At 37.6% G+C, this 25,047-nt stretch carries 24 protein-coding genes and 1 other RNA gene; 17 read left to right on the top strand and 8 right to left on the bottom strand.

Annotation, left to right across the window (positions count from 1 at the left end; all coding sequences use genetic code 11):
* The 7 genes from AC2S94_RS11910 (at position 1) to AC2S94_RS11880 (ending at position 8,290) form a co-directional block, all read left to right on the top strand.
* A complete protein-coding gene (locus AC2S94_RS11910; protein ID WP_484628798.1) occupies positions 1 to 915 on the top strand; it encodes a geranylgeranylglycerol-phosphate geranylgeranyltransferase in 915 nt (304 codons plus the stop codon).
* 3 nt (positions 916 to 918) lie between these two features.
* Entirely contained in the window at positions 919 to 1,518 is a 600-nt protein-coding gene (locus AC2S94_RS11905; RefSeq protein WP_484628797.1) for a Maf-like protein, read from the top strand.
* A gap of 14 nt (positions 1,519 to 1,532) precedes the next feature.
* A complete protein-coding gene (locus tag AC2S94_RS11900) occupies positions 1,533 to 2,414 on the top strand; it encodes a septum formation inhibitor Maf (protein WP_484628796.1) in 882 nt (293 codons plus the stop codon).
* A complete protein-coding gene (locus tag AC2S94_RS11895; RefSeq protein WP_484628795.1) occupies positions 2,414 to 2,953 on the top strand; it encodes a mechanosensitive ion channel domain-containing protein in 540 nt (179 codons plus the stop codon). Before AC2S94_RS11900 ends, AC2S94_RS11895 begins: the two co-directional genes overlap by 1 nt.
* Positions 2,954 to 3,023: 70 nt before the next feature.
* Entirely contained in the window at positions 3,024 to 5,513 is a 2,490-nt protein-coding gene (locus AC2S94_RS11890; protein ID WP_484628794.1) for a PIG-L family deacetylase, read from the top strand.
* A 108-nt stretch (positions 5,514 to 5,621) separates the two neighbouring features.
* Positions 5,622 to 7,325 (top strand): sodium:solute symporter family protein, encoded by a 1,704-nt coding sequence (locus tag AC2S94_RS11885; RefSeq protein ID WP_484628793.1) that lies wholly within the window; start codon positions 5,622 to 5,624, stop codon positions 7,323 to 7,325.
* Positions 7,322 to 8,290: a Gfo/Idh/MocA family protein gene (locus tag AC2S94_RS11880; protein WP_484628792.1), complete on the top strand. Its 969-nt coding sequence runs from the start codon at positions 7,322 to 7,324 to the stop codon at positions 8,288 to 8,290. Before AC2S94_RS11885 ends, AC2S94_RS11880 begins: the two co-directional genes overlap by 4 nt.
* Before the next feature lie 63 nt (positions 8,291 to 8,353).
* Here the strand turns inward: AC2S94_RS11880 and AC2S94_RS11875 are convergent, their stop codons facing one another.
* Entirely contained in the window at positions 8,354 to 9,199 is an 846-nt protein-coding gene (locus tag AC2S94_RS11875; RefSeq protein ID WP_484628791.1) for a DUF2911 domain-containing protein, read from the bottom strand.
* Between the two features lie 467 nt (positions 9,200 to 9,666).
* Here AC2S94_RS11875 and AC2S94_RS11870 point away from each other — a divergent pair, with 467 nt between their 5' ends.
* Genes AC2S94_RS11870 through AC2S94_RS11860 form a run of 3 tightly spaced genes read left to right on the top strand, consistent with a single transcriptional unit; the run spans position 9,667 to position 12,188 of the window.
* Positions 9,667 to 10,176 (top strand): SRPBCC family protein, encoded by a 510-nt coding sequence (locus AC2S94_RS11870; RefSeq protein WP_484628790.1) that lies wholly within the window; start codon positions 9,667 to 9,669, stop codon positions 10,174 to 10,176.
* Between the two features lie 6 nt (positions 10,177 to 10,182).
* Complete coding sequence (locus tag AC2S94_RS11865) at positions 10,183 to 10,881, top strand: SDR family NAD(P)-dependent oxidoreductase (protein WP_484630916.1); 699 nt, start codon at positions 10,183 to 10,185, stop codon at positions 10,879 to 10,881.
* On the top strand, positions 10,881 to 12,188 hold the full coding sequence (locus tag AC2S94_RS11860) for a cryptochrome/photolyase family protein (RefSeq protein ID WP_484628789.1): 1,308 nt from the start codon (positions 10,881 to 10,883) through the stop codon (positions 12,186 to 12,188). The genes AC2S94_RS11865 and AC2S94_RS11860 overlap by 1 nt, the downstream gene beginning before the upstream one ends.
* On the opposite strand, the gene kdsB is transcribed toward AC2S94_RS11860, so the two are convergent.
* Both kdsB and AC2S94_RS11850 read right to left on the bottom strand, forming a co-directional pair.
* Positions 12,185 to 12,931 (bottom strand): 3-deoxy-manno-octulosonate cytidylyltransferase, encoded by a 747-nt coding sequence (gene kdsB / locus AC2S94_RS11855; protein ID WP_484628788.1) that lies wholly within the window; start codon positions 12,929 to 12,931, stop codon positions 12,185 to 12,187. The two genes, AC2S94_RS11860 and kdsB, sit on opposite strands and share 4 nt — an antisense overlap.
* Before the next feature lie 25 nt (positions 12,932 to 12,956).
* Entirely contained in the window at positions 12,957 to 14,393 is a 1,437-nt protein-coding gene (locus AC2S94_RS11850) for an ATP-dependent DNA helicase (RefSeq protein WP_484630915.1), read from the bottom strand.
* 124 nt (positions 14,394 to 14,517) lie between these two features.
* Here AC2S94_RS11850 and AC2S94_RS11845 point away from each other — a divergent pair, with 124 nt between their 5' ends.
* From AC2S94_RS11845 to AC2S94_RS11825, 5 genes are read left to right on the top strand one after another with little or no spacing between them, the layout of a single operon-like run.
* Positions 14,518 to 15,177, top strand: coding sequence for a hypothetical protein (locus tag AC2S94_RS11845; protein ID WP_484628787.1), 660 nt, complete (start codon positions 14,518 to 14,520; stop codon positions 15,175 to 15,177).
* Positions 15,140 to 15,976, top strand: a complete 837-nt coding sequence (locus tag AC2S94_RS11840; RefSeq protein ID WP_484628786.1) for a DUF3822 family protein — start codon at positions 15,140 to 15,142, stop codon at positions 15,974 to 15,976. Before AC2S94_RS11845 ends, AC2S94_RS11840 begins: the two co-directional genes overlap by 38 nt.
* Positions 15,976 to 16,509, top strand: a complete 534-nt coding sequence (locus AC2S94_RS11835; RefSeq protein ID WP_484628785.1) for an RsmD family RNA methyltransferase — start codon at positions 15,976 to 15,978, stop codon at positions 16,507 to 16,509. The genes AC2S94_RS11840 and AC2S94_RS11835 overlap by 1 nt, the downstream gene beginning before the upstream one ends.
* Before the next feature lie 18 nt (positions 16,510 to 16,527).
* Positions 16,528 to 16,920 carry a hypothetical protein gene (locus AC2S94_RS11830; RefSeq protein WP_484628784.1) on the top strand — a complete coding sequence of 131 codons (393 nt, stop codon included), beginning with the start codon at positions 16,528 to 16,530 and terminating at the stop codon, positions 16,918 to 16,920.
* Positions 16,921 to 16,977: 57 nt separating this feature from the next.
* Entirely contained in the window at positions 16,978 to 17,751 is a 774-nt protein-coding gene (locus AC2S94_RS11825) for a glycoside hydrolase family 16 protein (protein ID WP_484628783.1), read from the top strand.
* Here the strand turns inward: AC2S94_RS11825 and rnpB are convergent.
* Positions 17,748 to 18,061, bottom strand: an RNA gene (gene rnpB, locus AC2S94_RS11820) — RNase P RNA component class A. The genes AC2S94_RS11825 and rnpB overlap by 4 nt on opposite strands.
* 113 nt (positions 18,062 to 18,174) lie before the next feature.
* Between rnpB and AC2S94_RS11815 the strand changes: the two genes are divergently transcribed.
* Both AC2S94_RS11815 and AC2S94_RS11810 read left to right on the top strand, forming a co-directional pair.
* The gene (locus AC2S94_RS11815) at positions 18,175 to 20,196 is read left to right on the top strand and encodes a DNA polymerase III subunit gamma/tau (protein WP_484628782.1); all 2,022 of its coding nucleotides are present in this window, start codon (positions 18,175 to 18,177) and stop codon (positions 20,194 to 20,196) included.
* Between the two features lie 2 nt (positions 20,197 to 20,198).
* On the top strand, positions 20,199 to 20,780 hold the full coding sequence (locus tag AC2S94_RS11810) for a MiaE family protein (RefSeq protein ID WP_484628781.1): 582 nt from the start codon (positions 20,199 to 20,201) through the stop codon (positions 20,778 to 20,780).
* Here the strand turns inward: AC2S94_RS11810 and AC2S94_RS11805 are convergent.
* The 4 genes from AC2S94_RS11805 to pdxH are packed head-to-tail and all read right to left on the bottom strand — an operon-like array spanning position 20,777 to position 24,923.
* Positions 20,777 to 21,682, bottom strand: coding sequence for a Ppx/GppA phosphatase family protein (locus AC2S94_RS11805; RefSeq protein ID WP_484628780.1), 906 nt, complete (start codon positions 21,680 to 21,682; stop codon positions 20,777 to 20,779). The genes AC2S94_RS11810 and AC2S94_RS11805 overlap by 4 nt on opposite strands.
* Entirely contained in the window at positions 21,682 to 23,784 is a 2,103-nt protein-coding gene (gene ppk1 / locus AC2S94_RS11800; protein WP_484628779.1) for a polyphosphate kinase 1, read from the bottom strand. Before ppk1 ends, AC2S94_RS11805 begins: the two co-directional genes overlap by 1 nt.
* Positions 23,785 to 23,790: 6 nt before the next feature.
* Positions 23,791 to 24,276, bottom strand: a complete 486-nt coding sequence (locus tag AC2S94_RS11795) for a SixA phosphatase family protein (RefSeq protein ID WP_484628778.1) — start codon at positions 24,274 to 24,276, stop codon at positions 23,791 to 23,793.
* Positions 24,277 to 24,278: 2 nt separating this feature from the next.
* Positions 24,279 to 24,923, bottom strand: a complete 645-nt coding sequence (gene pdxH / locus AC2S94_RS11790; RefSeq protein WP_484628777.1) for a pyridoxamine 5'-phosphate oxidase — start codon at positions 24,921 to 24,923, stop codon at positions 24,279 to 24,281.
* Between the last annotated feature and the right edge of the window lie 124 nt (positions 24,924 to 25,047).

The following is a 25,047-nucleotide window of genomic DNA, read 5'->3' as shown; positions in this document are numbered from 1 at the left end:
ATGCTGAATTATTTTAAGCTGATTAGAATCGGCAACCTAATATTTATTGCGCTTACCATGTTCCTTATTAAATATGGTCTTTTGGAGCCATTTGGAGTTGCGATTACCCTGAATCTTTTTGGGTTTTCCATGCTGGTTCTGGCTGTAGTTTCCGTAGCGGCTTCTGGTTATGTGATCAATGATATCTTTGATGTAGCTGCAGATGCAAAAAACAAGCCTAGTCGTACACTTATAAATAGCAAAATTTCAGAGAAATCTGCCTATCGTTTATTTTTCATTTTAAGCATCATAGGTGTCGGACTCGGTTTTTACCTTTCCAATATGGTGGGGCAACCGGGATTTTCAGCCTTTTTCATATTAGGATCTGCCATTCTTTACATCTATAATTCCCACTTACAACAAACAATCTTAGTCGGAAATATTCTGGTAAGTATCATTGTAGGACTTATTCCTGTGGGCGTTGGATTATACGATCTCTTACCCGTGATCACTCCAAATAATCAGCAAACGCAATCAGTGATATTTTCCATTTTGATCGATTATTCCATTTTTGCGTTCCTCGTAAATCTCATCCGGGAAATCGTTAAAGACCAGGAAGATATTGATGGTGATTATAATGCCGGTTATAAAACCTTACCGATAGTTCTCGGAAAAAACAGAACCAATAAAGTTTTATTCCTGTTAGGACTTGCTCCCGTAGTCTTTCTGATCTATTATGTATATGAATATTTGTTCGAGAATATCTCGGCAGTAATTTACACCTTACTTTTATTACTTGGCCCACTCCTCTACTTCCTGGTGAATATCTGGACAGCGAGCAAAAAATCTGAATATTCCAGGTTAAGCCTTATTTTAAAACTGGTCCTTTTCTTTGGACTTCTCTCTATCGGATTATTACAATTTATTTTACTTTAAGCTATGCTGAAAGAACTTTTAAAAGATTATGAGATCATTCTTGCTTCAGGCTCACCACGGAGACAGAAATTTTTTGAAGAACTGGAAATTCCTGTAACAATTGACGTAAGACCTGTGAACGAAGTTTTTTCAGATAAGTTAAAGCGTGAAGAAATTACAGATTATCTGGCTGCATTAAAAGCTGAAGCATTCCAGGAAGATTTGAAGGAAAATCATATTTTGATTACCAGTGACACTATTGTCTACAATGAAGAAAAGGCCCTGGGAAAACCAAAAGATCAAGATGAAGCGGTTGAAATGATCAAGGCACTTTCAGGGAAAGAACACGATGTGATCACTTCGGTTTGTTTCACAACTAAAAATTCTCAGAAAATCCTTCATCATATCACTCGTGTACATTTTGCAGAGCTTTCTGAGAATGAGATAGAATATTATGTTAGCAATTACAAGCCGTTTGATAAAGCCGGAGGGTATGCGATCCAGGAATGGATCGGACTTATTGGTATCAAAAAGATTGAAGGCAGCTATTTTAATGTCGTTGGTTTACCAACTTATGAAGTTTACACGACTTTGAAAGAAATGATTAATTCCCGAAAATCGTAAATTGAAGAAAAAACATGTTCCGGTATTTCAGTTTAATTCTAATATTTCTTTTTTCTGCTTGTGATCATTATTCAGAGCAGAAAAATGATCTGGAACTTTCCGAAGATTTCAAAGATTACTGGTATTCTGGAGAAGCAGAGATCACTTCTTACGATCTCGAACAAGCTCGCTACGGTGAAATCAGAAAAGGTGAGGCTGTACTAATTTACGTGACCGAAGATTTTCTGCCAGAAGCGCAGGTAAAAGCTACTGAAAGAGATGCCCATAATATTTCTGTACTGAAATTGAACACTACTAAAAATTTTAATACCGGCATCTATCCTTACGGCATTATGCAAAGCAGTTTTTATCCTTTGAATGGAGAGGATCATGCTTTGAAAATTTCGGCTTCGATACAGGAATGGTGCGGACAGGTTTATATGCAATTGAATAATCGCGAGCAATTTGAAATTGTGAGTCATTCCTATTTCGCGGGTGAAGCAGATGAAGATCTAAGCTTAGAAAAAGTTCATCTGGAAAATGAGATCTGGAACAGGATAAGGATCAACCATGAAAAATTGCCTACGGGAGAATTTAAAATCATTCCATCGCTGGAATATTTGAGATTGAGCCACCAGCCTGTAAAAGCCTATAAAGCTACGGGAGAATATTTCACTGACGAATACAACATCTATCAATTAACCTATCCTGAATTAAACCGGCAATTGAAAATTTATTATACCCGGGTCTTCCCATTTACTATTGAAAAATGGGAAGAATCTTATCCTTCAGGTTCCGGAGGAAATGCTGAAAAATTAACAACAACCGCGATAAAAAAACAGCGTTTAAGAACTGATTACTGGAATAAGAATTCGAATAAAAATCTACCTTTACGGCAAAAACTCGATTTAAAATAATGTACGAGATATTTACCACATATCGTGAAGAATTACTGTACTCCCTGGCAGTACTAATTTTATTATTGGTTATTCAATTTGTTTTGAGAAAAGCTGCGAATAAAGTCGGAAAACGCAGTGAGATCAATATTACGCGCACGAGACTGATGTTCAAATACATAAATATCCTGATTATTTTAATCGCGGCATTTTTACTTGCGTTCGCCTGGGGAGTTGGCCTAACAGACCTTTCACTGATCTTTTCTTCCGTTTTTGCCGTGATTGGAGTCGCCTTATTTGCGATCTGGTCTATACTAAGCAATATAACATCAGGAATTATCATGTTCTTTTCCTTTCCTTATAAAATTGGAGACACCATAAAAATTCATGATAAAGACATGCCGATTGAAGCTGAAATTGAAGATATCAAGGCATTTCACCTACACCTTAGAACTGCTGATGGCGAATTGATCACTTACCCGAATAACCTGATCTTACAGAAAGCGGTCTCTCTGATCCAGACAGAAAGAAGGCACGACGACGGAAAGGAAGCTCTTTAATTAAGAAAAGAATTGAAATATTCCGGCAGGAGTATTGAAAGTTTTTATATTTGGTAAAACCCATTACTTCATGCGCAAAATTTTATTTGTTTTTATCCTATTTAATTGCTGTGTTGCTAATGCTCAGGCTCCGGAAAAATGGAGTTCTGCAGAAATTTACAATCAGATCAAAAAACTGAATTTTCTTGGTTCGGTTCTATATATAGCGGCTCATCCAGATGATGAAAACACCAGGCTGATATCATATTTTTCTAATGAAACCAATGCCAGAACTGCTTACTTATCTTTAACTCGTGGTGACGGCGGACAAAATTTGATTGGTCCAGAATTGAGAGAGAAACTGGGTTTGATCAGAACACAGGAACTACTTGCGGCCAGAAGGATAGATGGCGGGGAGCAATTCTTCACCAGGGCTAATGATTTTGGATATTCCAAAACACCTTCTGAAACGCTGGAAATCTGGAATAAAGATGAAGTTTTAAGCGATGTCGTTTGGATCATTAGAAAATTCAGGCCAGATGTGATCATCAATCGATTTGATCACAGGACTCCCGGCAGCACCCATGGACACCATACTTCTTCGGCTATGCTTAGCGTAGAAGCTTTTGATCTTGCCGGAGACAAAAATGCCTACCGATCTCAGTTAGAATATTTCGATAGTTATCAACCAGAAAGACTGTTTTTCAATACTTCTCCATGGTTCTATGGTGGAGATGAAGCTTTTCAGGAGGCCGATAAATCCAACTTTTTAAGTTTTGACACCGGAACATATTTTCCCACTCGCGGACTTTCCAATCCGGAAATTGCTTCTTTAAGTAGAAGTCAGCACAGATCTCAGGGATTTGGAAGTACCGGAAGCAGGGGAAAACAAATGGAATATCTGGAATTGCTGAAAGGAGATCTTCCGGCGCAGGAAAATGGAATTTTTGATGGAATTGATACTTCCTGGAACCGTATTCAAGGCGGAAAGGAAATTGGTGATATATTAAATAAGATCCAGAAGAATTTCAACTTTGAAGAACCTTCACAACATCTACCGGAATTACTGAAAGCTTATAGCCTAATTCAAAAACTTGAAAACAGGCATTGGAAGGAATTAAAATCTGAAGAAATTAGAAATATTATATATGCCACTTCAGGCTTATATCTTGAAGCTGTTGCTCAGAAAGCTTACAGTGTTCCTTCAGAAGAAATTTCAGTGCAGCTGGAAGCCATAAACCGAAGTGATAGCGATATGAAATTGGTTTCCGTGGAACTTACTCCTAATAATTCAAAAATTGAACCTGCAGTAAAACTGAACAATAATGAAGGTTGGAATAGTAAAATGACTTTTAAAATTCCTTCTTCGGCAGAATTCACTACTCCTTATTGGCTGGAAAAAGAAGGGAGTATTGGAATGTACAATGTGGAAAACCAGGAATTGCGAGGTCTTCCGGAAACACCTTTAAATACGAAGGCTACATTTAAAGTCGACTTTAATGGCACCACCATCGATTTTGCGAAACCTGTTGTTTACAAATTCAATGACGAGGTATATGGAGAAACTTACAAGAATTTTGAGATTGTTCCTGCCATCACCCTTCATTTTACTGAAGATGTTCTAATTTTTAATAATGAAGAACCAAGAATGGTTCAGGTGAGCATAACTTCAAATCAGCCTGATATTTCCGGTAATTTAAAGCTTAAGGCAGGTAAAGACTGGAAAATTGAACCAGTAAATTCAGACTTTTCCATTGAACAATCTGGAGGAAAGACTTCGGTAACTTTTAAAATTACTCCGCCTAAATTTCAGAGTGAAACTAAGCTAATGCCTCAGGCCATGGTCAATGGCACTACCTATACAAACGATCTTATTGAAATAGATTACGATCACTTTCCCGATCAGAACCTGGTTGCGCCGGCTAATCTCAAGCTAGTAAAACTGGATATTCAAAAGAAGGGCAGAAATATCGCTTATATTGAAGGTGCAGGAGATGTGGTTCCTGAAAGCCTAGAACAGATCGGTTACAAGGTCACCAAAATTTCCCCAGCAACAATTTCAGGAAATACTTTGAAAAATTTCGATGCTGTGGTGATCGGGATTAGGGCCTATAATATTGTGGAAGAATTGAAATTCAAACAGGATATCTTATTCGATTACGTTAAAAATGGTGGAACCATGATCGTCCAGTACAATACCAATCGTGGTTTATTGGTTAATAACCTCTCCCCTTTCAATTTGGAGCTTTCCAGAGACAGGGTTACGGAAGAGGATGCTACAGTAACTTTTTTAGCACCAGATCATGAAGTATTGAATTCGCCAAATAAACTGACTGCAAAAGATTTTGAAGGTTGGGTTCAGGAACGTGGTTTATATTTTCCGGATAACTGGGATGAAAATTTCACTCCGGTTTTGAGTATGCATGACGAAGGTGAAACTCCTAAAAATGGAAGCCTGCTTGTTTCCAAATACGGAGATGGTTACTATATCTATACCGGAATTAGTTTTTTCAGGCAATTTCCTGAAGCCGTTCCCGGCGCTTTCAGATTATTTGCTAATTTAATTTCAATAGGTAAATAATGGAGAAACCCGAAAAGTACCACTGGAAAAAAAGTTACACCCTGGTTCTCGTCGCCAACGCGATCTATATCCTCGCTTTTTATTTAATAATGAATTATTTCGCCTGATATGCAATTAATAGACTGGATAATTCTTATTGGAACCATTGCCTCTATCGTTTGGTACGGAGTTTATAAATCACGCGGAAGCAAAAATGTTGAAGATTATATTGGAGGTGGTAAGAATGCCAAATGGTGGACGATTGGTCTATCTGTAATGGCAACCCAGGCCAGTGCGATCACATTTTTATCTACACCAGGACAAGCTTTCCATGACGGGATGGGATTTGTACAATTCTATTTTGGCTTACCCATAGCCATGGTGATCATCTGTATGGTTTTTATTCCCATTTATCACAGGTTAAAGGTCTACACCGCTTATGAATACCTTGAGTCCAGGTTCGATAGGAAAACAAGAACATTAACAGCCATCCTTTTTCTTGTACAAAGAGGGCTGGCCGCAGGAATTACCATTTTTGCACCAGCAATCGTACTCTCCGCAGTATTGGGTTGGAACCTCACCTATCTTACGTTTATCATCGGGATCCTTGTAATTATTTACACCGTATCCGGAGGAACCAAAGCGGTTAGCGTTACCCATAAGCAGCAAATGGGTGTCATCTTTACCGGAATGGTCATAGCCTTCTTTATAATTTTGAGTTACCTGCCAGATTCGGTGGGATTCACAAATGCCTTGGAAATTGCAGGTGCCGGTGGAAAAATGAATATTCTGGATTATTCCTTGGAATTTGAAAACAGGTATACCGTCTGGAGCGGGCTAATTGGAGGAAGTTTTCTCGCATTGTCTTATTTTGGAACAGATCAAAGCCAGGTGCAAAGATATCTAACCGGTGCTTCTGTAAGGGAAAGTCAGCTGGGAATGATCTTCAACGGACTTTTAAAAGTGCCACTTCAATTCTTTATTCTCTTAGTTGGGGTTATGGTTTTTGTATTCTACCAGTTCAATACCGCTCCCTTGAATTTTAATCCTGCGGCTACGGAAACTGTATTGAATTCAAATTATGCGGAACAATATAAAGATCTAATGCTGGAGCATGAAGAAGTTCAGATTAAAAGACAGCAACTAGGCTTGAATTACGCCGAGAATAAATCGGAAATGAACGATGCGGAAATTGCAGATTTTGAAAAGGAGTATGCAAGACTGGACCAGGAACAGAACCGCATACGTGAAAAAGGAAAATTATTTATCGATGCTTCAGATGTGAAAGCAGAAAGCAATGATAAAGATTATGTCTTTATACATTTTATACTGAACAATCTCCCAAAAGGACTTATTGGGCTGCTTTTGGCCGTGATTCTATCAGCAGCGATGTCTTCAACCGCTTCAGAATTAAATGCCCTGGCTTCTACAACAGTAATTGATCTGTACCGAAGAAATCATAAAGAGGCTAAAAGTGAAGAACATTATCTCGCGGCTTCAAAATGGTTCACCCTTATGTGGGGTGTCATTGCAATTGCTTTTGCCAGCCTCGCAGATCTTTTTGATAATCTTATTCAGTTAGTAAATATTATTGGTAGCCTGTTCTATGGAAATGTGCTTGGAATATTTCTGCTGGCATTTTTTATAAAATCGGTAAAGAGCAACGCCGTATTTATCGCAGCCATCATTACGCAGGCGGTAGTATTGTTAGTCTTTAAATTAGACCTGATGCCATACCTGTGGTTAAATGCTCTAGGCTGTCTTTTGGTGATCGCCATTGCCTACCTGATACAAACCGTAAAACCGAAAGCGAACAAACCTGAGAACGCATGAAAAAAGTAAACTGGGGAATTGTTGGACTAGGAAAGATCGCGAATAAATTCGCGCAAGGATTAACCAGCGTTCAAAATGCTGAATTATACGCTGTGGCAAGTAGAGATCTAAATAATGCGAAGGAATTTTCAAAAACGCACCAGGTCGAAAAATACTATGGTTCTTATGAAGAATTAATGCAGGATGATAAAGTAGATGTTATCTACATCGCTACGCCGCATGCTTTTCATTATGAAATCACCATAAAATGTCTAGAAAATGGAAAAGCTGTTCTTTGTGAAAAGCCATTTGCCATGAACCTTAAGGAAGCTGAAGAAATGGTTGCATATTCCAGGGAAAATAAGATTTTTTTAATGGAAGCATTATGGACGAGGTTTCTTCCGCATTTTAAATTTGTACTTGAGAATGTCAATTCTGGAGATCTAGGAAAAATAGAATCTATAAAAGCAGATTTTGGATTCCCTGCAAAATTCGATAAAACGAAAAGGTTATTTAATAAATCCCTTGGAGGTGGAAGTTTGTTGGATATAGGTATCTATCCAGTATTTCTTGCATACTCTCTTATGGGTAAACCAGAAAAAATAAATGCTTCAGCAGAATTCACCGAAACGGGTGTAGATGCATCATGCAGAATGAATTTTAAATACTCTGGCGGTGTTGAAGCGGCGCTTTATTCCACATTTATGGAAAAAACTCCTACTACTGCAGAATTGAAGATGGAAAAGGGAAGTATCATTCTGAATTCAAGATTTCATGAACCTACTACTGTAACAATTACTAAAGATGGAAAAGAAGAAATTCATGAATTTGGCGTAGTAGCCAATGGATATAATTTTGAAGCCGATCACGTTACCAGAATGATGCTAGAAGATAAAACAGAAAGCGAAATTTGGAGCCTTGATCATACGCTTGAACTTACAGCATTAATAGACCAGATCAGAAAAGAAATAGGTCTCAAATATTAATATACAAAAAAAGGTCCCTTATTACTGAAGGACCTTTTTTTATATCAATTATCAAAGTGAATATTATTTACCACTCCATTCAGCGATAGATTCTTTATTCATCTTTACATAATCAGCATTATTTGCTTTTTCCGCAGAAGCCATAGATTTTTTAGCTGTCGCAATCGCTTCCTGCTTTTTACCCATTTCAGCTTCAATAAGAGATTTTCTTCTTAGCATCCAAAACGCCTGGTCTCCAGCCATTTCAGTTGCTTTAGTCACCCATTTGTATGCTTTATCAAGATCTTTTCCTGCTTCGTGATAATAAGTACCTGCAGCAAAATAATCGCTTGCTGTTGGACCATTCATAACCTTTTCAATGCTCGCCATAGCTTTTGAATCTGTAGGAACTTCGATCTTCAACATAGCGATCGTTTCTTCCCAGATAAAGTTAAGGGCTGCAGAATCATTTTTTAAATCATCGATCACAATGGTAAATGTTTCCATAGGCATCGGCATTTCCATGGTCTCTGCTGTTGCTTTTAAAGCCACTTGACTTTCATCCCAGTTTTGCGGTACACCCCAGTTATCGGTTGTAGTATAGAACATAACCTCCCAGGAATCTTTAGAAGGTATAGAATAGATTGAATAAGATCCTTTCTTAAGGTCTTTTCCATTTATTTTTACATCATCACTAAAGGTAATTATGGTGTTAGCATTGGCACCAGTTCTCCACACCTGTCCATAAGGAACAAGATCTCCAAAAATAGTTCTGCCTCTCATACCGGGCCTGGAATATTCAATGGTAACATCAGTTAAACCTACTTTTTGTTCCATTTTTGCAAATGGACTGGGCTGAGGAGCCTCGATCTGGGCATTCACTGAAATAGAAATGCAAAGGATAATTGCAAGTGATAATAGTTTCTTCATTGTGTAAAATTTTGGTTTTTCCAAAGATACACAGAAACCATTATAATTATGATTTTCTTAAATTAAAGATAGAATATACTCTAAGATGATAATAAAGATCATATTATATTAGGATTTTTATGATTGATAATGGTTTGTCATTTAGTGGGACTACAGGACTAGAATAATTAATCGTTACCATTTATTCATCGATCTTATTTCTCTAGATACATTGCGTTGTTGATCATTTCAAAAAAAAAAAGTACCATGAATAATTCTAAAGTTTACTTCTAATTTTCAGGTTGTTGGTAAAAAAGTTTGAAACTTTTTTAATAGATGGGAATGACTCGAAAAGGTTGCGTCTGGAATCAATAAAAATCAGGGTTTACAGTAATTAATAATCGTCAAAAACCTATTTTAATTTTTGTTTAACTAATATATTTTTAATTTAAACAAAATGAAGCTTAATTTTACTTCAAACCCTTACCATGAAAATATACACCCTTCGTAGTGTTCAGAAATTACCCATCAGTCAGCAAGAGGCCTGGGAATTTTTATCAGATCCAAAAAATTTAAAAGTCATCACTCCAGACTATATGGGATTTGAAATTCTATCCGGAGCGGACAGGCCGATGTTTTCTGGACAGATCATACAGTATATCGTAACTCCCGTAGCTGGAGTAAAAACAAAATGGGTGACAGAAATTACACATGTTAAGGAAGGTGAATATTTCGTGGATGAGCAAAGATTTGGTCCCTATGCCCTATGGCATCACAAACACTTCATTAAATCTATTCCTGGTGGTGTAGAGATGGAAGATATCATTGACTACAAACTCCCTTTTGGGTTTATTGGTCAGCTTACCCATCCTGTTCTGGTGAAACCAAAGCTCAAGGAGATATTTGATTACAGAAGAAATAAACTTATTAAATTGTTCGGGGATTTTAAAGAAGCTGAAGATACATCTGAAACCCTGAAGCAGGACATTTTAAATTAGAAAATGATGAAAAAGAATATTTTACTGGTTGGCGGTTCTACTGGGATCGGATATCAGATCTCTGAATTACTTAATGAAAACCATAATATTATAGTAGCGTCTAGAAATCAGGGAGACCTTGATACCAATAAGGTAACCCATTTGGAATTCGATGTTTTGAAAGATGATATATCTGACCTTGATTTGCCGGACACTATCGATGGATTTGTTTACTGCCCCGGAAGTATTGATCTGAAACCTTTTAAAATAATCAAGCCGGAAAGTTTCGAAAATGAAATGCAACTAAATTTTTTCGGTTTAGTGAGAAGTTTAAAAGGGATTCTTGATAAATTGAAAAATTCAGATCAGGCCAGCCTGGTATTTTTCAGCACAGTTGCCGTAAAAGTAGGAATGCCTTTTCATACCAATGTTGCTGCGGCTAAAGGAGCTATAGAAGGATTTGCGAAATCCCTGGCTGCGGAATATGCCCCGAGCTTTAGAGTGAATGTGATCGCTCCGTCACTTACTGATACGCCATTAGCTGAAAAATTATTATCAAATGATGATAAAAGAGAAAAAATGGATAAAAGGCATCCATTAAAAAGAGTTGGTGAGGCCAAAGATATTGCCAATCTTGCTGCTTTTCTTCTAAGCGAAAACAGTACCTGGATTACCGGGCAGGTTTTAGGAGTAGACGGCGGACTTTCAACCATAAATAACAATTAATGAGTAAAAAAGTAAATATATTTTGGTTCAGAAGAGATCTTAGGTTAGACGATAATGCCGGATTTAAAGCGGCACTTCGTGGTGAACTACCGGTTCTACCAATTTTCATTTTTGACCCGGAAATCCTGGACAAACTTCCCGAAGATGATGCTCGAGTGACATTTATACATGAGGAACTTCAGAAAATGAGAGATGAGCTTCAGAATGAACATGGTAGTTCTATTGCCATGTTTCATGATGAACCAGAAAAGGTTTTTAAATCGCTGATTTCAGATTATGAAATCGATAAGGTTTTTACCAATCGAGATTATGAACCCTATGCTAAAGAAAGAGACGAAAAGATCTCTAAATTATTATCTGAAAAGGACATAGAATTTCTCGATTTTAAAGATCAGGTAATCTTCGAAAAAGATGAGGTAGTAAAAAGTGATGGCGATCCTTACGTGGTCTATACTCCTTATAAAAATTTATGGAGAGAACAGTTCAGCAAAATTGATCTTGATTTTCATTACACTACAAGATATATGGATAACCTGTATAAGAATAGCAGGCTTCCAAATTTGAGCTTATCTGATATAGGTTTTAAAAAATCTTCAATTGAAGTTCCAGATTATAAGTTAACTCCGGGATTGATTAAGGATTATAATGACAAAAGAGATTATCCTGCAGAACATGGAACTTCCAGGTTGGGACCGCACTTACGTTTTGGAACCGTGAGCGTTCGGCAAATGGTGAGAGATGCAGATAAGCAGCACAATAAAACTTTTCTGGAAGAATTGGTTTGGAGAGAATTTTTTATGCAGATCCTCTTTCATTATCCAGATACGGTTACCGATGCTTTTAAGAAGAAGTATGATCGTATTAAGTGGAGAAACAACAAAGATGAATTTGAAAAATGGAAAAAAGGTGAAACCGGTTATCCACTTGTTGATGCTGGAATGAGGCAACTGAACAAATCCGGTTTTATGCATAACAGGATCAGGATGCTGGTTGGATCATTTTTATGTAAACATCTATTGATTGACTGGCGTTGGGGAGAAGCCTATTTTGCTGAAAAATTACTGGATTATGAAATGTCTTCCAATGTTGGTAACTGGCAATGGGTTGCCGGCAGTGGTGTTGATGCAGCTCCATATTTCAGAATTTTCAATCCTACCACACAAATTGAGAAATTTGACAAGGATGAAGAATATATAAAGGAATGGGTGCCGGAGTATGGAACTGATGATTACCCAGAAAAAATGGTAGATCATAAAGAAGCGCGAGAACGAGCCCTAAAAACTTATAAGGAAGCTGTTAGTAATTAACTTAACAGCTTTCTGGCTTTTTCAAGGTCTTCAGGCGTATCTATACCAATACTTTTCACGCTGGTTTCCACCATTTTGATTTTCTTTCCGTATTCAAGATATCTGATGCATTCTATCTTTTCCGCAGCTTCCAAAGGCAACATTGGTAACTTATAAAAATCCATCAATGCAGATTTTCTGAAGGCATAAATACCTATATGCTTAAAATAATCTGCTTTTGCAGAAGTATCTCTGGGATATGGTATGGGAAATCTTGAAAAATATAAAGCAAAATCATCTTTCCCCGTAATAACTTTTACATTATTGGGATTGGTGATCTCATCGCTATCTGTAAGTGGAGTTTTTAAAGAAGCAAGGTCAATCTCTTCAGCTCCATCCTGATTAAAAACATCAAGAAGCTTTGACAGGCTTTCTTTATCAATAAATGGTTCATCGCCCTGAACATTTACCACGATATCAACGTCCATATGCTCTACAGCTTCGGCAATCCTATCGCTTCCACATTCATGGTCTTTTTCACTACGAATTACCTGCCCGCCTTCATTTACGATCTCATCGAAAATCTTTTCGCTATCGGTAACCACATAAACTTCATCAAAAAGGCCAGTATTAACGGCAGCTTCATAAGTTCTAGTAATAACCGTCTTTCCGTTAAGATCTTTCATTAGCTTCCCGGGAAACCTGGTAGCTTTATATCTCGCCGGAATCATGGCGATAATGCGATTTTTGGAAGGTTCGCTCATATTCAATTTTCAGTAAAAATAGTAATTAGTTAGATGCGAAAAAATCATCTCCAAATCCAATCAGGTATAATTTTTTCTGAGCACGCGTCATAGCCGTATAAAGCCATCTTAAATATTCCTTTCCTACTCCGTTTGGCAGGTAAGGCTGCTCAATAAAAACATTGTTCCATTGCCCACCCTGTGATTTATGGCAGGTGATGGCGTAAGAGAATTTGATCTGAAGAGCATTGAAGTATTTATTATTCTTGATCTTCATGAACTGCTTATACTTAGAACGTTCGTCTGCATAGTCCTTTTTTACCTCTTCATAAAGCCTGTTAGATTCTTCATACGTTAAGGACGGAGTATTACTGGTAAGTGTATCCAGCATAATTACGGTTTCAAAAGGTCTCATTTTGGGGTAATCCACCATCTGGACCTGGACTTCGGCAAATCTGAATCCGTATAATTCTTTAAAACCGAAGATCTCCAGGACTTTCACAATGTCCCCGTTAGCAATAAAACCCGCTTCACTTGTTGGTTTCACCCAGAAGTAATTATTTTTCACCACCATTAAATAATCTCCGGCAGAAAGTTCTTCCTCCTGAAATAATATTCTGGATCTTATCTGCTGATTATACATATTGGCTCTTTTATTAGATCGTACAATGATGCTGGTGTCCTCATGCCCATCTGAAGTATAACAATCCTGGATGGCATCCATGATCTCATAACCGTCTGTAAGTCTTATTACATCCTTATTCTGGGAAAGTTCAAACTGGAAACTTTCATAAAATTCTTCCTGCAGGCTCTCTCTTATTAAGGTAGCGTTATGCAAAATATCGCTTTCCTCGCTCTGCCTTACCACTTCATCCAATTCTATAAATGAAACTTTTTTATGATAGTTGAATTCTAGTTTCTGTTCTTCAAGCGCCGGACTCAAATCCATTTTCACCGGAGGCAGCTGCGCCGTGTCACCGATAAGAATTAATTGACAATTATGTCCCTGATATACAAACTGAATAAGATCATCTAATAAAGATCCATTTTCAAAGAGTTTGGAGTTTCCGCCGTCATCTGAAATCATTGAAGCTTCATCAACAATGAACAGCGTATTTTTATGTTTGTTCGGTTGTAAAGTGAATTGCACTCCTCCTCCACTTGACTTTTTTGGAAAGTAGATCTTCTTATGAATGGTAAAAGCCTCTTTATTGGAATAGTTAGAAATCACTTTCGCCGCGCGGCCCGTTGGCGCCAGTAATACACCAGACTTTCGAATCTTCCATAGGTTCTTGACCAAAGTACTTATAATGGTCGTCTTACCTGTACCGGCAAATCCACGTAAAAGAAAAAGCCTGTCTTTTCCTCCGTTTACCACGAATTCAGATAGCATTTGTAGAGCTACATCCTGTTTATCTGTAGCGGCAAATCCAAGATCTTCAACCAGTAATTTAAAAAAGGAAGCCGGAGTGGTTTTTTCCATAGAGAGTGCATAAAATCTCAAAGATAAGAATGGATTTTTATGGCAGAAACTTTTACGAATAAAAAAAAGTTGTAGATTTGCGTGTAACCAATAACCTTCAAATTAAAACATAAACTATTAAAGCATGAGATTTGTAATACAGATACTTCTTTGGTTGGTGATTATCTTCCTGGCATATCTTACTTTCAACGCGGTTTACGAACCAATTCAATTTAACAAAGTCAAGGAGAAAAGATACACCAAGGTTATCAAAAACCTTAAAGATATCAGAAACGCGGAATTAGCGCACAAAGAAGTGATCGGAAAGTTTCAGGGAGACTGGGACAGCCTGGTAAAATTCATTGATACTGCCGAATTTGCAATTACTCAGCGTCGTGATACTACCCTTCTTGATGAAGAGTACAAAAAGACTTATGGCGTAGATCAATATATTGAAAAAGTAATCATAGATACTTTGGATTTCGTTCCGGTTAAAGATTCTTTATTCAAAGGAAACGAAGAAAGATATCGTACTATGATGAATATACCTGTTGAAGGTGTAGATGAGAAGTTCGAGCTTAGAGCTGGTACAATTACAAAAGGAGAATCTCAGATTCCTGTTTTCGAGGCAAGAGTTGCTAAAGCAGTAGTACTTTCAGATCAGGATAGAACTTTAGTTCTTCAAGAAAACGAAGTACAGTCTGTTGATGATGTAAACGGCCGTTATATTAGTGTTGGTTCCATGACCGAAGTAAATACAAGTGGTAATGGATTTGACAGATATGGTGGAGACAAGAACGACTAGTCAAAATAAAAACAATAAGAAATTGTCCATTCAGGTTAGCTTGAATGGACTTTCTTTTTGTATCCTGGATAAGAAAGAGAATACAATACTTTATTTCCAGAGGGTTGATTTTGAAAAGCAGCTGGACCCAATCAAGGTTTTATCAAAGATCGAGTTAACCTATGAAAAAGAAGAAGAATTAAATCAGCCAATAGACGAAGTTACTCTGCTATTTACCAATAATCTATTTTCGCTGGTTCCTGAAGAATTGTTTGATGAAGATAATGCAGCTGCCTATCTAAAATTCAACACTAAGATCCTTAAAACCGATTTTATTGCTTTCGACAAGATCGAACCGGAGACCATAAATGTCTATATTCCATACGCCAATATTACCAACTACTTTTTTGATAAATATGGTGAATTTGAATACCAGCATAGCTTAAGCGTTCTAATTGAATCTTTAATGAAACTTGAAAAAAGCAATAAACCGAAAGTTTATTTGCATTCTCATCTTAATACCTATGAATTGGTGGTAATAGACAATGCCAAACTGATCTTTGCTAATAGTTTTGAGTTTGAGACCAAAGAAGATTTTCTTTACTATTTATTGTTTACAGCGGAGCAGCTAAATCTTGATCCGCATGAATTTGAATTGATCTTAATGGGAGACATTCAAAAGGACTCAGCAGAATATAAAATGGCCTGGGACTACGTAAAGAATGTATCTTTTTTAGGACCTTTTCATTCCTATCAATTTGAATCTGAAAATAAACCGAAAGAAGAACTATCTGAGTATCTTCTTATCAAATCATTATAATGCGTATAATTTCAGGAACTCATAAGGGACGAAGAATTATCGCTCCGGCAAAATTACCCGTACGTCCTACCACAGACGTGGCGAAGGAAGCATTGTTCAATATTTTGAACAATCATTATCATATTTCTGAAGTGAGCGTGGTAGATCTATTTTCTGGAACTGGAAATATCGCTTACGAATTTGCAGCCAGAGGTGCTGAAAATATTACTTCGGTAGATGGTAATTACGACTGTGTAAAATTCATTAAAAAGACTTCAGCCGAACTTGATTTCCCCATCACTACGATCAAAAGTGATGTATTTAAATACCTGGAAAAAGCACCGGTAAAGGCAGATATCATATTTGCCGATCCTCCTTATGATTTTGAAGATGAAAAATTTGCTAAAATTGCCGAGCTGGTTTTTCAGAAGGAATTGCTTAATGAAGATGGTCAACTTATCATTGAACATTCCAAACACACCGATCTTTCTGAACTAAAAAACTTCAGAGAAAGTCGAAAATACGGAAGTTCGGTATTTAGTTTTTTCGAATAATTGGTTAACTTACCCTGTATGACGCTAAAACCAACCAGGGAAATTTCACTCCCCTACACCCATCTGGAGTTTTTCGATTCATTTGTGATCTCCACATTTAAAGAAGACCAGGTTCTTGACAAAGAAAAAGTGGAAGAACTAAGGACCATCTTTTACGATCATTTTAACCATAACAAGTTTGTTTACATAAGCAACAGGAAGAACAAGTATAACGTGAATCCTGTGATTTACATAGACTTGATACAGCGGGAAATCCTTCTGGGAATGGCAATCATTATCAATGAAATCGACGGTGCACTAAACGCCAATTTTGAAAAACAGTTTGCCACTGTACCCTTTGAGATGTTTTATACACGTGAAGAAGCGGTTGCCTGGGCAAACAGAATTCTAGATGAAAACAGTAAGAGTTAGATGAAAAAAATCTTCCTCTTTTTCGCGTCTTTATTTTTTATTTCTCTTTCCCAAAATATGAATTCTCAAAATTACCAACTTGTCTGGCAGGATGAATTTAATGACCGGGGAAAACCAGACCCTAAAAAATGGAGTTACGAAACTGGATTTATCAGAAATCTCGAAGAACAGATCTATACGAAGCGGAAGAAAAATGTTCGGGTTAAAAATGGATACCTGGAACTAATTGCCAGAAAAGAGAACTTCAAAAATAAACGTTTTGATCCAGATGTAAAAAATTATCGTTACAATACTGAAACTTCAAAATATACTTCAGGAAGTATCACTACCAAAGACAAATTTGAATTTAGATATGGTCGGGTTGATGTTAGAGCCAAACTTCCGAATGGAAATGGCGTCTGGCCAGCTATCTGGATGCTGGGAGCAAATTTTGATGAAATTGAATACCCCTATGCCGGGGAAATTGATATTATGGAACATGTTGGAAAGGAACCTAATGAAATTCACGGTACCGTTCATTTTCCATGGGACAATGCTCAGGGAATTAGATCTTCAAGCGGTACAATCCTGGTAGAAAGTCCTTCAGACGAGTTCCATGTATATTCTGTAAGCTGGAGCTCTCACAAAATTGAATTTCTCGTGGATAATAAATGTTATCATAGTTTTCAGTTAGACCAGGTTGGTGAAAAGAATAATCCTTTCAGAAAATCATTTTATTTAATTCTTAATCTTGCTCTGGGCGGTAATTGGGCTGGAGAAATAGATAGAGAAATATTCCCGCAGAAATTTCAGATAGATTACGTTAGAGTTTACCAGGAAATTGAGAAATAAAAAGCAGGCCTGTAAGCCGGATTCTGTAATCCGATAACTGATCGGATTCCTTATCATTTATCTGAAATTAGTGTTACCACTAATCTTTAGCTGCCTACCCTCCGGCAACGGACGAGCGATCCTTAGATGCCGGTATACATGGCATTGCACCGCATAGAGTTTACCTGGTTTCACTACAGCTTAACCTGTACATTCTTTCTGTTGCACTTGTCCTGATCTCACGACCGGTGGGCGTTACCCACTATACTGCTCTGTGGTGTCCGGACTTTCCTCTCCGAAATACTGTCGGAACGATAAGGCGGCCTGCTTAGGGCAAATGTAAGTTAATTTATGTTGATTTCTTCCGGTATTTGTTCATAAATAAGCTTGCCTGTACTGGAGTTTAGGCTGGTGATTTTTATATTTGTAATTCAATACTTTTTGATGGAGCATTTTGTAGTATCGGCAAGAAAATACAGGCCGCAAACCTTTAAAGACGTAGTTGGCCAGCAGGCAATCACAAATACCCTGGCAAATGCCATAAATAACAATCACCTGGCTCAGGCTTTGTTATTTACTGGGCCGCGTGGTGTTGGTAAAACAACCTGTGCCCGTATCCTTGCTAAAATGATCAATCAAAAAGAAACACAGGATCCGGATGAGGATTTTGCTTTCAATATCTTCGAGCTGGATGCCGCTTCAAACAACTCTGTCGACGATATCAGAAACCTTATCGACCAGGTGAGAATCCCGCCACAGGTAGGTAACTACAAAGTTTATATTATCGATGAGGTTCATATGCTTTCGGCATCTGCATTTAATGCATTTCTGAAAACACTTGAAGAACCGCCCAAACATGCCATTTTCATTCTGGCGACTACTGAAAAGCACAAAATTATCCCAACCATTCTTTCCCGATGCCAGATCTTTGATTTTAAAAGGATCACGGTAACCGATGCCAAGAATTACCTGGCTCATATCGCGGAACAGGAAGGCGTAAATGCCGAAGATGATGCTTTGCATATTATTGCCCAAAAAGCAGATGGCGCTATGCGTGACGCACTTTCCATCTACGATCGTGTAGTAAGCTTCAGTGGAAATAATCTAACCCGGCAGGCAGTAACAGAAAACCTGAACGTACTGGATTATGATACATATATGCAGGTGACAGACCTGATCCTGGAGAATAACATTCCGCAACTCCTGGTAAATTTTAACGACATACTCTCCAGCGGATTTGATGGACACCATTTTATAGCTGGACTTGCTTCACATTTTAGGGACCTACTTGTTTGTAAAGATCAGAAAACCATCGCCTTGCTGGAAGTTGGTGATCAAACCAAAGCGAAATATTTTGAACAGGCTCAGAAGACATCACACCAGTTTTTACTGGAAGCCATAGAACTTGCAAATTCCTGCGATCTCAAATACAAGAGTAGTCATAACCAAAGGTTGCTGGTAGAATTATGTCTAATGCAGCTGGCATCTATTACTTTTGGAGCCGAAAAAAAAAAGGCTGAACCAAAAATAATCCCTGCTTCCAATTATGAACAGGAAGCTGTAAGTATTCCCAAGGAAAAGAAAGAATTAGTTCGTGAAAATGAGCACAATTCCTCCTCTCCTATCGAAGAAAATAATCTTCCTCAGCCAAAGGTTGCTACAGAATCATGTGCCAAGGAAGAAGAAAAAGATTATTACTCTGAAGAAAGCCCGGCAAGTCAGCCGGATACTGAATTAGACAGTTTAGAATCAATTTCTGAATTTCAGAATAATGAAGAAGCTTTAGAAGATAATGATTCAGAAAAAGTATCACTAGAACCACAATCTGGTGATAGTATATTTCATACAGCCAGTCCAGGAAATGATAGCATTCCGGTAGCTGAAAGACCAGAGATCACCCCGGATGCTCCTAAAGAAATTGAAACTTCAGAATCTAAGAAAGCAGAGAATTCCGAAACAACTCAAACTGCAGCAGCTACTACAAATAGCATGTTTCCTGAGATCAAAAGGGAAAAAGTTTCCGGACTTTCATTAAAAAGCATCGGCAAGAAAAAAGAGCTGGAAGAAAAGCAAAAAGCCATGATGCCTACTGAAAAGGTCATGGATGATGAATTCAGTGAAGAAGACCTGGTGACCGAATGGAAAAATTACACCGAAAAACTGAAACGCAAAGGGGAAAAGATTCTTGCCTCCATTTTTGAATCCCAGACTCCTACTCTAAAGGATAAAGTAATTCATCTTACTTTCCCTAACGAGACTATGAAAATTGACCTGGAAAGAGAGGAAAACAGGCTGATGAGCTTCTTGAAAGCCAAGCTAAGAAATACACATATCACGCTCAAGATTCATGTGGATGAAGCTACCTCGAGAAAATATGCTTTCACCCCTCAGGAGAAATATGAAAAACTAAAGGAGGCTAATCCATTATTAGATAAACTTAGAGCAACTTTTGATTTAGACGTATAATTATGTTAGGACTAAAGTTACCAACAGACCCAAGATGGGCAGATATTGCTGAGAAAAATATCGAGGATATTCTGGTAGATCACGCTTATTGCGAACAAAAAGCTGCATCTACAGCTATATCGCTTATCGTAACCTATCCTGAATATTCAGACCTTGTAACAGCAATGACTGCTTTGGCCAGGGAAGAGATGGGACATTTTAAAATGGTTCACGACAGGATTCTCAAGATGGGTTTCACCATGGGATGGGATCGCAAAGATGAATATGTATTGAAATTACGTGAATTCTTTCCGAAAGGCGGAAGTCGTACTACCCAGTTAATCCATCGATTGCTCATCGCAGGTCTTATTGAAGCTCGAAGTTGCGAAAGATTCAGACTATTATCTGAAGAACTTGAAGATAAAGAACTTGCCAAATTCTATCGTGACCTAATGGTTAGCGAAGCTAATCACTATACGATGTTCCTGAAATTCGCAAGGCAATATGGTGATCGTGAGATCGTGGATAAAAAATGGCAGGATCTCCTGGAATTCGAAGCTGAAGTCATGAAAGATCTAAGCAAAAAAGAAAGCATTCACGGTTAAACCTTTTTCTTTCTTTTCGATTCATTATAAAGTGATTTGATGATACCATCTGCTAGACCAATCTGTGGTACATGTATCCAGTTAGCTTTAGCCCATTTCATGGAATTTACATAGATCTTGGAAGCCGGTATAATTACATCTGCACGGTCATTCTTCAAATCTAATTCTGTAATCCTTTCTTCATAGGTATATGAATTCAGCTTTTCATCATAATCCTTTAAATACTTAAGGCTTAAAGGTTTTCCGGTCTTTTTCCCACTGGTTTTAAAGATATTATTGATATTCCCTCCAGATCCGATCAGATCTATTTCGTCATAATCTTTCGTAACACTCTTCACCCACTGCTGCATTTCCTCCCAGGTCTTATGCTCTACAAGATCTTCCATCATTCTTACAGTTCCTACTTTAAATGACCTTGAAGTAACTGTTTTTCCGTTGCTGTACATGGTATATTCGGTACTACCACCTCCAACATCTACGTATAAATAGTTCTGGTCGTTTTGGATCAGTGCATGCAGATCTGTAGCTGCAATTATCGCAGCCTCATGGCTACCATCAATGATTTCAATATCAATCCCAGATTTTTCCTTGATGATTCTGGCAATTTCATCTCCGTTCTCTGCTTCCCTCATAGCTGAAGTAGCGCAGGCCTTATATTTTTCCACGCCATGGGATTTCATGATCAGATTAAAAGCGTGCATAGTATCTATCATCCTGGTGGTGTTCTTTTCAGAAACTTTCTTTTTCAGGAATACATCTGCTCCAAGTCTGATAGGCACCCTAACCAGAGACGTTTTTCTAAAATTGGTTTCCATCCCCTCTTTTTCGGTGATCGTAGAAACTAACAGTCTTACGGCATTGGAACCAATATCTATAGCTGCGTATGTTTTTTGTTTTATCATTACTCGTTAATGTCAATTTTCTTTAAATAATAATCGTACAAGGCGAACTGAGATCTCACTTTTGGACCAGGTATTTCACGATACGGATTTTCCATTCCGCGACAGTGGTTTCTAGCTTTCACATTATCCTTCCAACTGATCTCAAATGTTTCGATTAGTTCTTTTTTAATTCCTTCATCATAGATCGGGCAGGATATCTCAACCCGTTGATCGAGGTTCCTGGTCATGAAATCTGCGGAAGAAATGTAAACTCTTGGATCGCCTCCATTCTCGAATATAAAGACTCTCGGATGCTCCAGAAATTTATCTACAATACTTATCGCCTCGATATTTTCACTCAGGCCTTCGATTCCCGGAACAAGGCAGCAAATACCTCTTACGATCAGTTTTATTTTCACGCCTGCCTTGCTGGCGGTATAAAGCTTTTCAATAACTCCGTTATCTGAAAGGCTATTCAGTTTAAGTCTTATACCAGCCGGTTTGCCATTTTTAGCATTATCAATTTCTCCCTGAATAAGATTGTAGATCGCATTACGAGTATAATGCGGAGAAACTATTAGATGCTTGTATTTATTCACTTTGTAATTGGTTTCGAAAAAGTCGAATACCATATTCACTTCTTTCAAAATTGAAGGATCGGCCGTAAATAGCGTGTAATCAGTATAAACCCGGGAAGTGTTCTCATTGAAGTTTCCAGTACTAATAAAACCATATCGTTTTAATTTACCGTCTTCTTCCCTTTCGATCACGCAAGTCTTACAATGAACTTTTAATCCTGGAACACCAAATATCAGGTTTACTCCTTCTTCCTGCATTTGTTCAGCATAACGAATATTGGCTACTTCATCGAACCTCGCTCTTAACTCAATCTGTACGGTTACTTTTTTTCCATTTTTAACCGCGTTGATGAGGGAGCTGGCGATATGGGAAATTTTGGCCAGTCGGTAAATTGTGATCTTAATGGTTTTCACCTTTGGATCCAAAGCTGCTTCCCTTAAAAATTTAACCACGTAAGCAAAACTCTGGTACGGAGTGTAAAGTAAATAGTCTTTTTCAGCTATACCCTTTAATACGCTGGTTTGAAGAATTAAGCCCGGAATTGGCAATGGCTCTCTTACCTCGTAATATAGATCCGCCTTACCCAGGCTTGGGAAATCCATATAATCTCGTCGGTTATGATATCTTCCGCCTGGAATTATACTGTCAGTCGAGTCAATACCCATTTTATTCATCAAATACGTAAGCGTATCGCTATCTATATTCTTATCATAAACAAATCTCACCGGATCTCCTTTAATTCGATCCTTTACACTATCAGAAATTTTTTCAATAAAACTTTTACTCAGGTCGCTATCGAGATCAAGTTCCGCATCCCTGGTGATCTTGATCATATGAGCTGAAAGACTCTCGTAATTGAAAATATTGAAAATGGTATTAAGATTATATCTGATAAGGTCATCCAGCAAAATGATATATTGTTTTCCATTTTCTTCCGGAAGCACTACAAAACGCTCAATATTTCTAGGGATTTCAATAAGGACATATCGCTTTTCTTTGACCGGCTTATTCAGGATTTTTGAAATTCCCTGAGCTGGTTCAGTTTCATCAGCCATAACCATTTTTACAGCCAGGTAAGCTGCACTATCCTTAAGAGAAGGCATTTCCGGAAGATCGTTCAGAATTATCGTTACCAATGCCGGGCTTACTTTACTTAAAAAGAAATTTTTAATGAATTCTTTCTGATTTCGAGTAACCTGATTTTCATTGATGATATGAATATTATGGTCTATTAATTTTGCCTGAATATCTTCAAATATCTTAAGACTTTCAGACTGCTGATCTATCACGATTTTAGTGATCGCCTCTAAAAGCTTACTGGCCTTGATTCCTCCAAGCACACTTTTACCAGCCTTTCCGGCAAGGTCTATTCTTTTAACAGTAGCATATCTAACCTTGAAAAATTCATCGAGATTATTAGAAAATATACCGAGAAACCTCAATCGTTCAATTAATGGAACCGTTTCATCAGCGGCTTCCTGTAAAACTCTGGCATTAAAAGACAGCCAGCTTAATTCTCTGTTTATATAACGTTTTTCAGCCATGAAGGTTTATCGAAGATTTTTAGGCAGTAAGGTTAGAATTGTTTTTCCTTTTCGAATATCTTTCCAGGAATCTACCTCGAAATCTATTACACAAAGTCCAGTGGTGGGAAGATTGTCCATTTTTTTATCTCCCAGGGAATTTACCAGAATCGTCATGGCCGGATTATGCCCGAATACACATAACCAGTCACGTTCTTCCGGACATGTTTTGATAACCGATAACAGATCATTTTGATTGAAAGTGTAAAGTTCTTCCATCACCTGGAAGTCTTTATCAGGAATATTCAGTCCATCTTTAAAAAGCTTAGCTGTTTCATGAGCTCTCACTGCATAACTCGACCAGAACTGCGCGCCAGATTCATAGAAATGTTTGAACGCCCTTATAACAACTTCAGCATCATTATAAGCCCTTTTCTTTAAGGGGCGTCTATGGTCTGGAAGATTATTATTCCAGGAGGATTTTCCATGCCTAACTAAAACTAATCTTTTCATATCTATGGTGCCAGTCTTTCAATTTTCCAGTTATCACTATCTAAAGTAAATAAAATACGATCATGCAATCTACTTTCTCTACCCTGCCAGAATTCAAATTTGAATGGTTCAAATAAATAACCGCCCCAATCAGCAGGTTTTGGAATTTCTCTCTCAGCATATTCAGTTTCAAGATCAGCCAGCCTTTTTTCCAGGTACTCCCTGGAAGGGATCACTGAACTTTGATCTGAAGCAAGTGCTCCAAGCTGACTCCCTCGAGGTCTGGAATGAAAATATTCAGTAGACTCTTCTGCTGAAATTTTTCTTGCTTCTCCCTGGATGATAATTTGCTTTTCCAGCGAAGCCCAGAAAAAGGAAATACAGCATTTTGGATTGGCTTCAAGATCCTGTCCTTTTATAGAGCTATAATTTGTGAAGAAAGTCAATCCTTTAGAGTTGAAACTTTTTAGAAGCACAACCCTTGTTTTCGGAAATTGGTCTTTTCCAACGGTTGAAATACTCATGGCATTCGCTTCCTCTACTTCGTCAGAATTATCGGCAAGATCAAACCATGATTTAAACAATTCAAATGGATCTTCCGGAATCTCATTTTCAAGAAGTTTTCCTTTTTCATAAGACTTGCGATAATCCTTTAGATCTTTCTCCATATTAAATAATGCATGTTTGATGCAATTTACAAGTTTATTGCACAAGGCTGAAATGTTTTTGTTCCATTTAGGTATGAGATAGGATTTTCTACCTATAATCTCGATAAAGTGCACATAATCAAAT

Source organism: Christiangramia pacifica, assembly GCF_057221535.1.
Note: the sequence above shows the minus strand (reverse complement) of the source record. Positions and strands in the feature narration are given on the sequence as shown.

What these genes read in the sequence shown, in the direction of transcription:
- AC2S94_RS11805 (WP_484628780.1), bottom strand. Translation starts at nt 21,682, where the DNA reads ATGATAAAACAAAAAACATACGCAGCTATAGATATTGGTTCCAATGCC.
- AC2S94_RS11795 (WP_484628778.1), bottom strand. Translation starts at nt 24,276, where the DNA reads ATGAAAAGATTAGTTTTAGTTAGGCATGGAAAATCCTCCTGGAATAAT.
- AC2S94_RS11875 (WP_484628791.1), bottom strand. Translation starts at nt 9,199, where the DNA reads ATGAAGAAACTATTATCACTTGCAATTATCCTTTGCATTTCTATTTCA.
- AC2S94_RS11865 (WP_484630916.1), top strand. Translation starts at nt 10,183, where the DNA reads ATGAAAAAGAATATTTTACTGGTTGGCGGTTCTACTGGGATCGGATAT.
- AC2S94_RS11850 (WP_484630915.1), bottom strand. Translation starts at nt 14,393, where the DNA reads ATGGAAAAAACCACTCCGGCTTCCTTTTTTAAATTACTGGTTGAAGAT.
- AC2S94_RS11830 (WP_484628784.1), top strand. Translation starts at nt 16,528, where the DNA reads ATGACGCTAAAACCAACCAGGGAAATTTCACTCCCCTACACCCATCTG.
- AC2S94_RS11860 (WP_484628789.1), top strand. Translation starts at nt 10,881, where the DNA reads ATGAGTAAAAAAGTAAATATATTTTGGTTCAGAAGAGATCTTAGGTTA.
- AC2S94_RS11870 (WP_484628790.1), top strand. Translation starts at nt 9,667, where the DNA reads ATGAAAATATACACCCTTCGTAGTGTTCAGAAATTACCCATCAGTCAG.
- AC2S94_RS11885 (WP_484628793.1), top strand. Translation starts at nt 5,622, where the DNA reads ATGCAATTAATAGACTGGATAATTCTTATTGGAACCATTGCCTCTATC.
- AC2S94_RS11825 (WP_484628783.1), top strand. Translation starts at nt 16,978, where the DNA reads ATGAATTCTCAAAATTACCAACTTGTCTGGCAGGATGAATTTAATGAC.
- kdsB (WP_484628788.1), bottom strand. Translation starts at nt 12,931, where the DNA reads ATGAGCGAACCTTCCAAAAATCGCATTATCGCCATGATTCCGGCGAGA.
- AC2S94_RS11900 (WP_484628796.1), top strand. Translation starts at nt 1,533, where the DNA reads ATGTTCCGGTATTTCAGTTTAATTCTAATATTTCTTTTTTCTGCTTGT.
- AC2S94_RS11910 (WP_484628798.1), top strand. Translation starts at nt 1, where the DNA reads ATGCTGAATTATTTTAAGCTGATTAGAATCGGCAACCTAATATTTATT.
- AC2S94_RS11905 (WP_484628797.1), top strand. Translation starts at nt 919, where the DNA reads ATGCTGAAAGAACTTTTAAAAGATTATGAGATCATTCTTGCTTCAGGC.
- ppk1 (WP_484628779.1), bottom strand. Translation starts at nt 23,784, where the DNA reads ATGGCTGAAAAACGTTATATAAACAGAGAATTAAGCTGGCTGTCTTTT.
- AC2S94_RS11835 (WP_484628785.1), top strand. Translation starts at nt 15,976, where the DNA reads ATGCGTATAATTTCAGGAACTCATAAGGGACGAAGAATTATCGCTCCG.
- AC2S94_RS11890 (WP_484628794.1), top strand. Translation starts at nt 3,024, where the DNA reads ATGCGCAAAATTTTATTTGTTTTTATCCTATTTAATTGCTGTGTTGCT.
- AC2S94_RS11810 (WP_484628781.1), top strand. Translation starts at nt 20,199, where the DNA reads ATGTTAGGACTAAAGTTACCAACAGACCCAAGATGGGCAGATATTGCT.
- AC2S94_RS11840 (WP_484628786.1), top strand. Translation starts at nt 15,140, where the DNA reads ATGGATTTGACAGATATGGTGGAGACAAGAACGACTAGTCAAAATAAA.
- AC2S94_RS11880 (WP_484628792.1), top strand. Translation starts at nt 7,322, where the DNA reads ATGAAAAAAGTAAACTGGGGAATTGTTGGACTAGGAAAGATCGCGAAT.
- AC2S94_RS11895 (WP_484628795.1), top strand. Translation starts at nt 2,414, where the DNA reads ATGTACGAGATATTTACCACATATCGTGAAGAATTACTGTACTCCCTG.
- AC2S94_RS11815 (WP_484628782.1), top strand. Translation starts at nt 18,175, where the DNA reads ATGGAGCATTTTGTAGTATCGGCAAGAAAATACAGGCCGCAAACCTTT.
- AC2S94_RS11845 (WP_484628787.1), top strand. Translation starts at nt 14,518, where the DNA reads ATGAGATTTGTAATACAGATACTTCTTTGGTTGGTGATTATCTTCCTG.
- pdxH (WP_484628777.1), bottom strand. Translation starts at nt 24,923, where the DNA reads ATGGAGAAAGATCTAAAGGATTATCGCAAGTCTTATGAAAAAGGAAAA.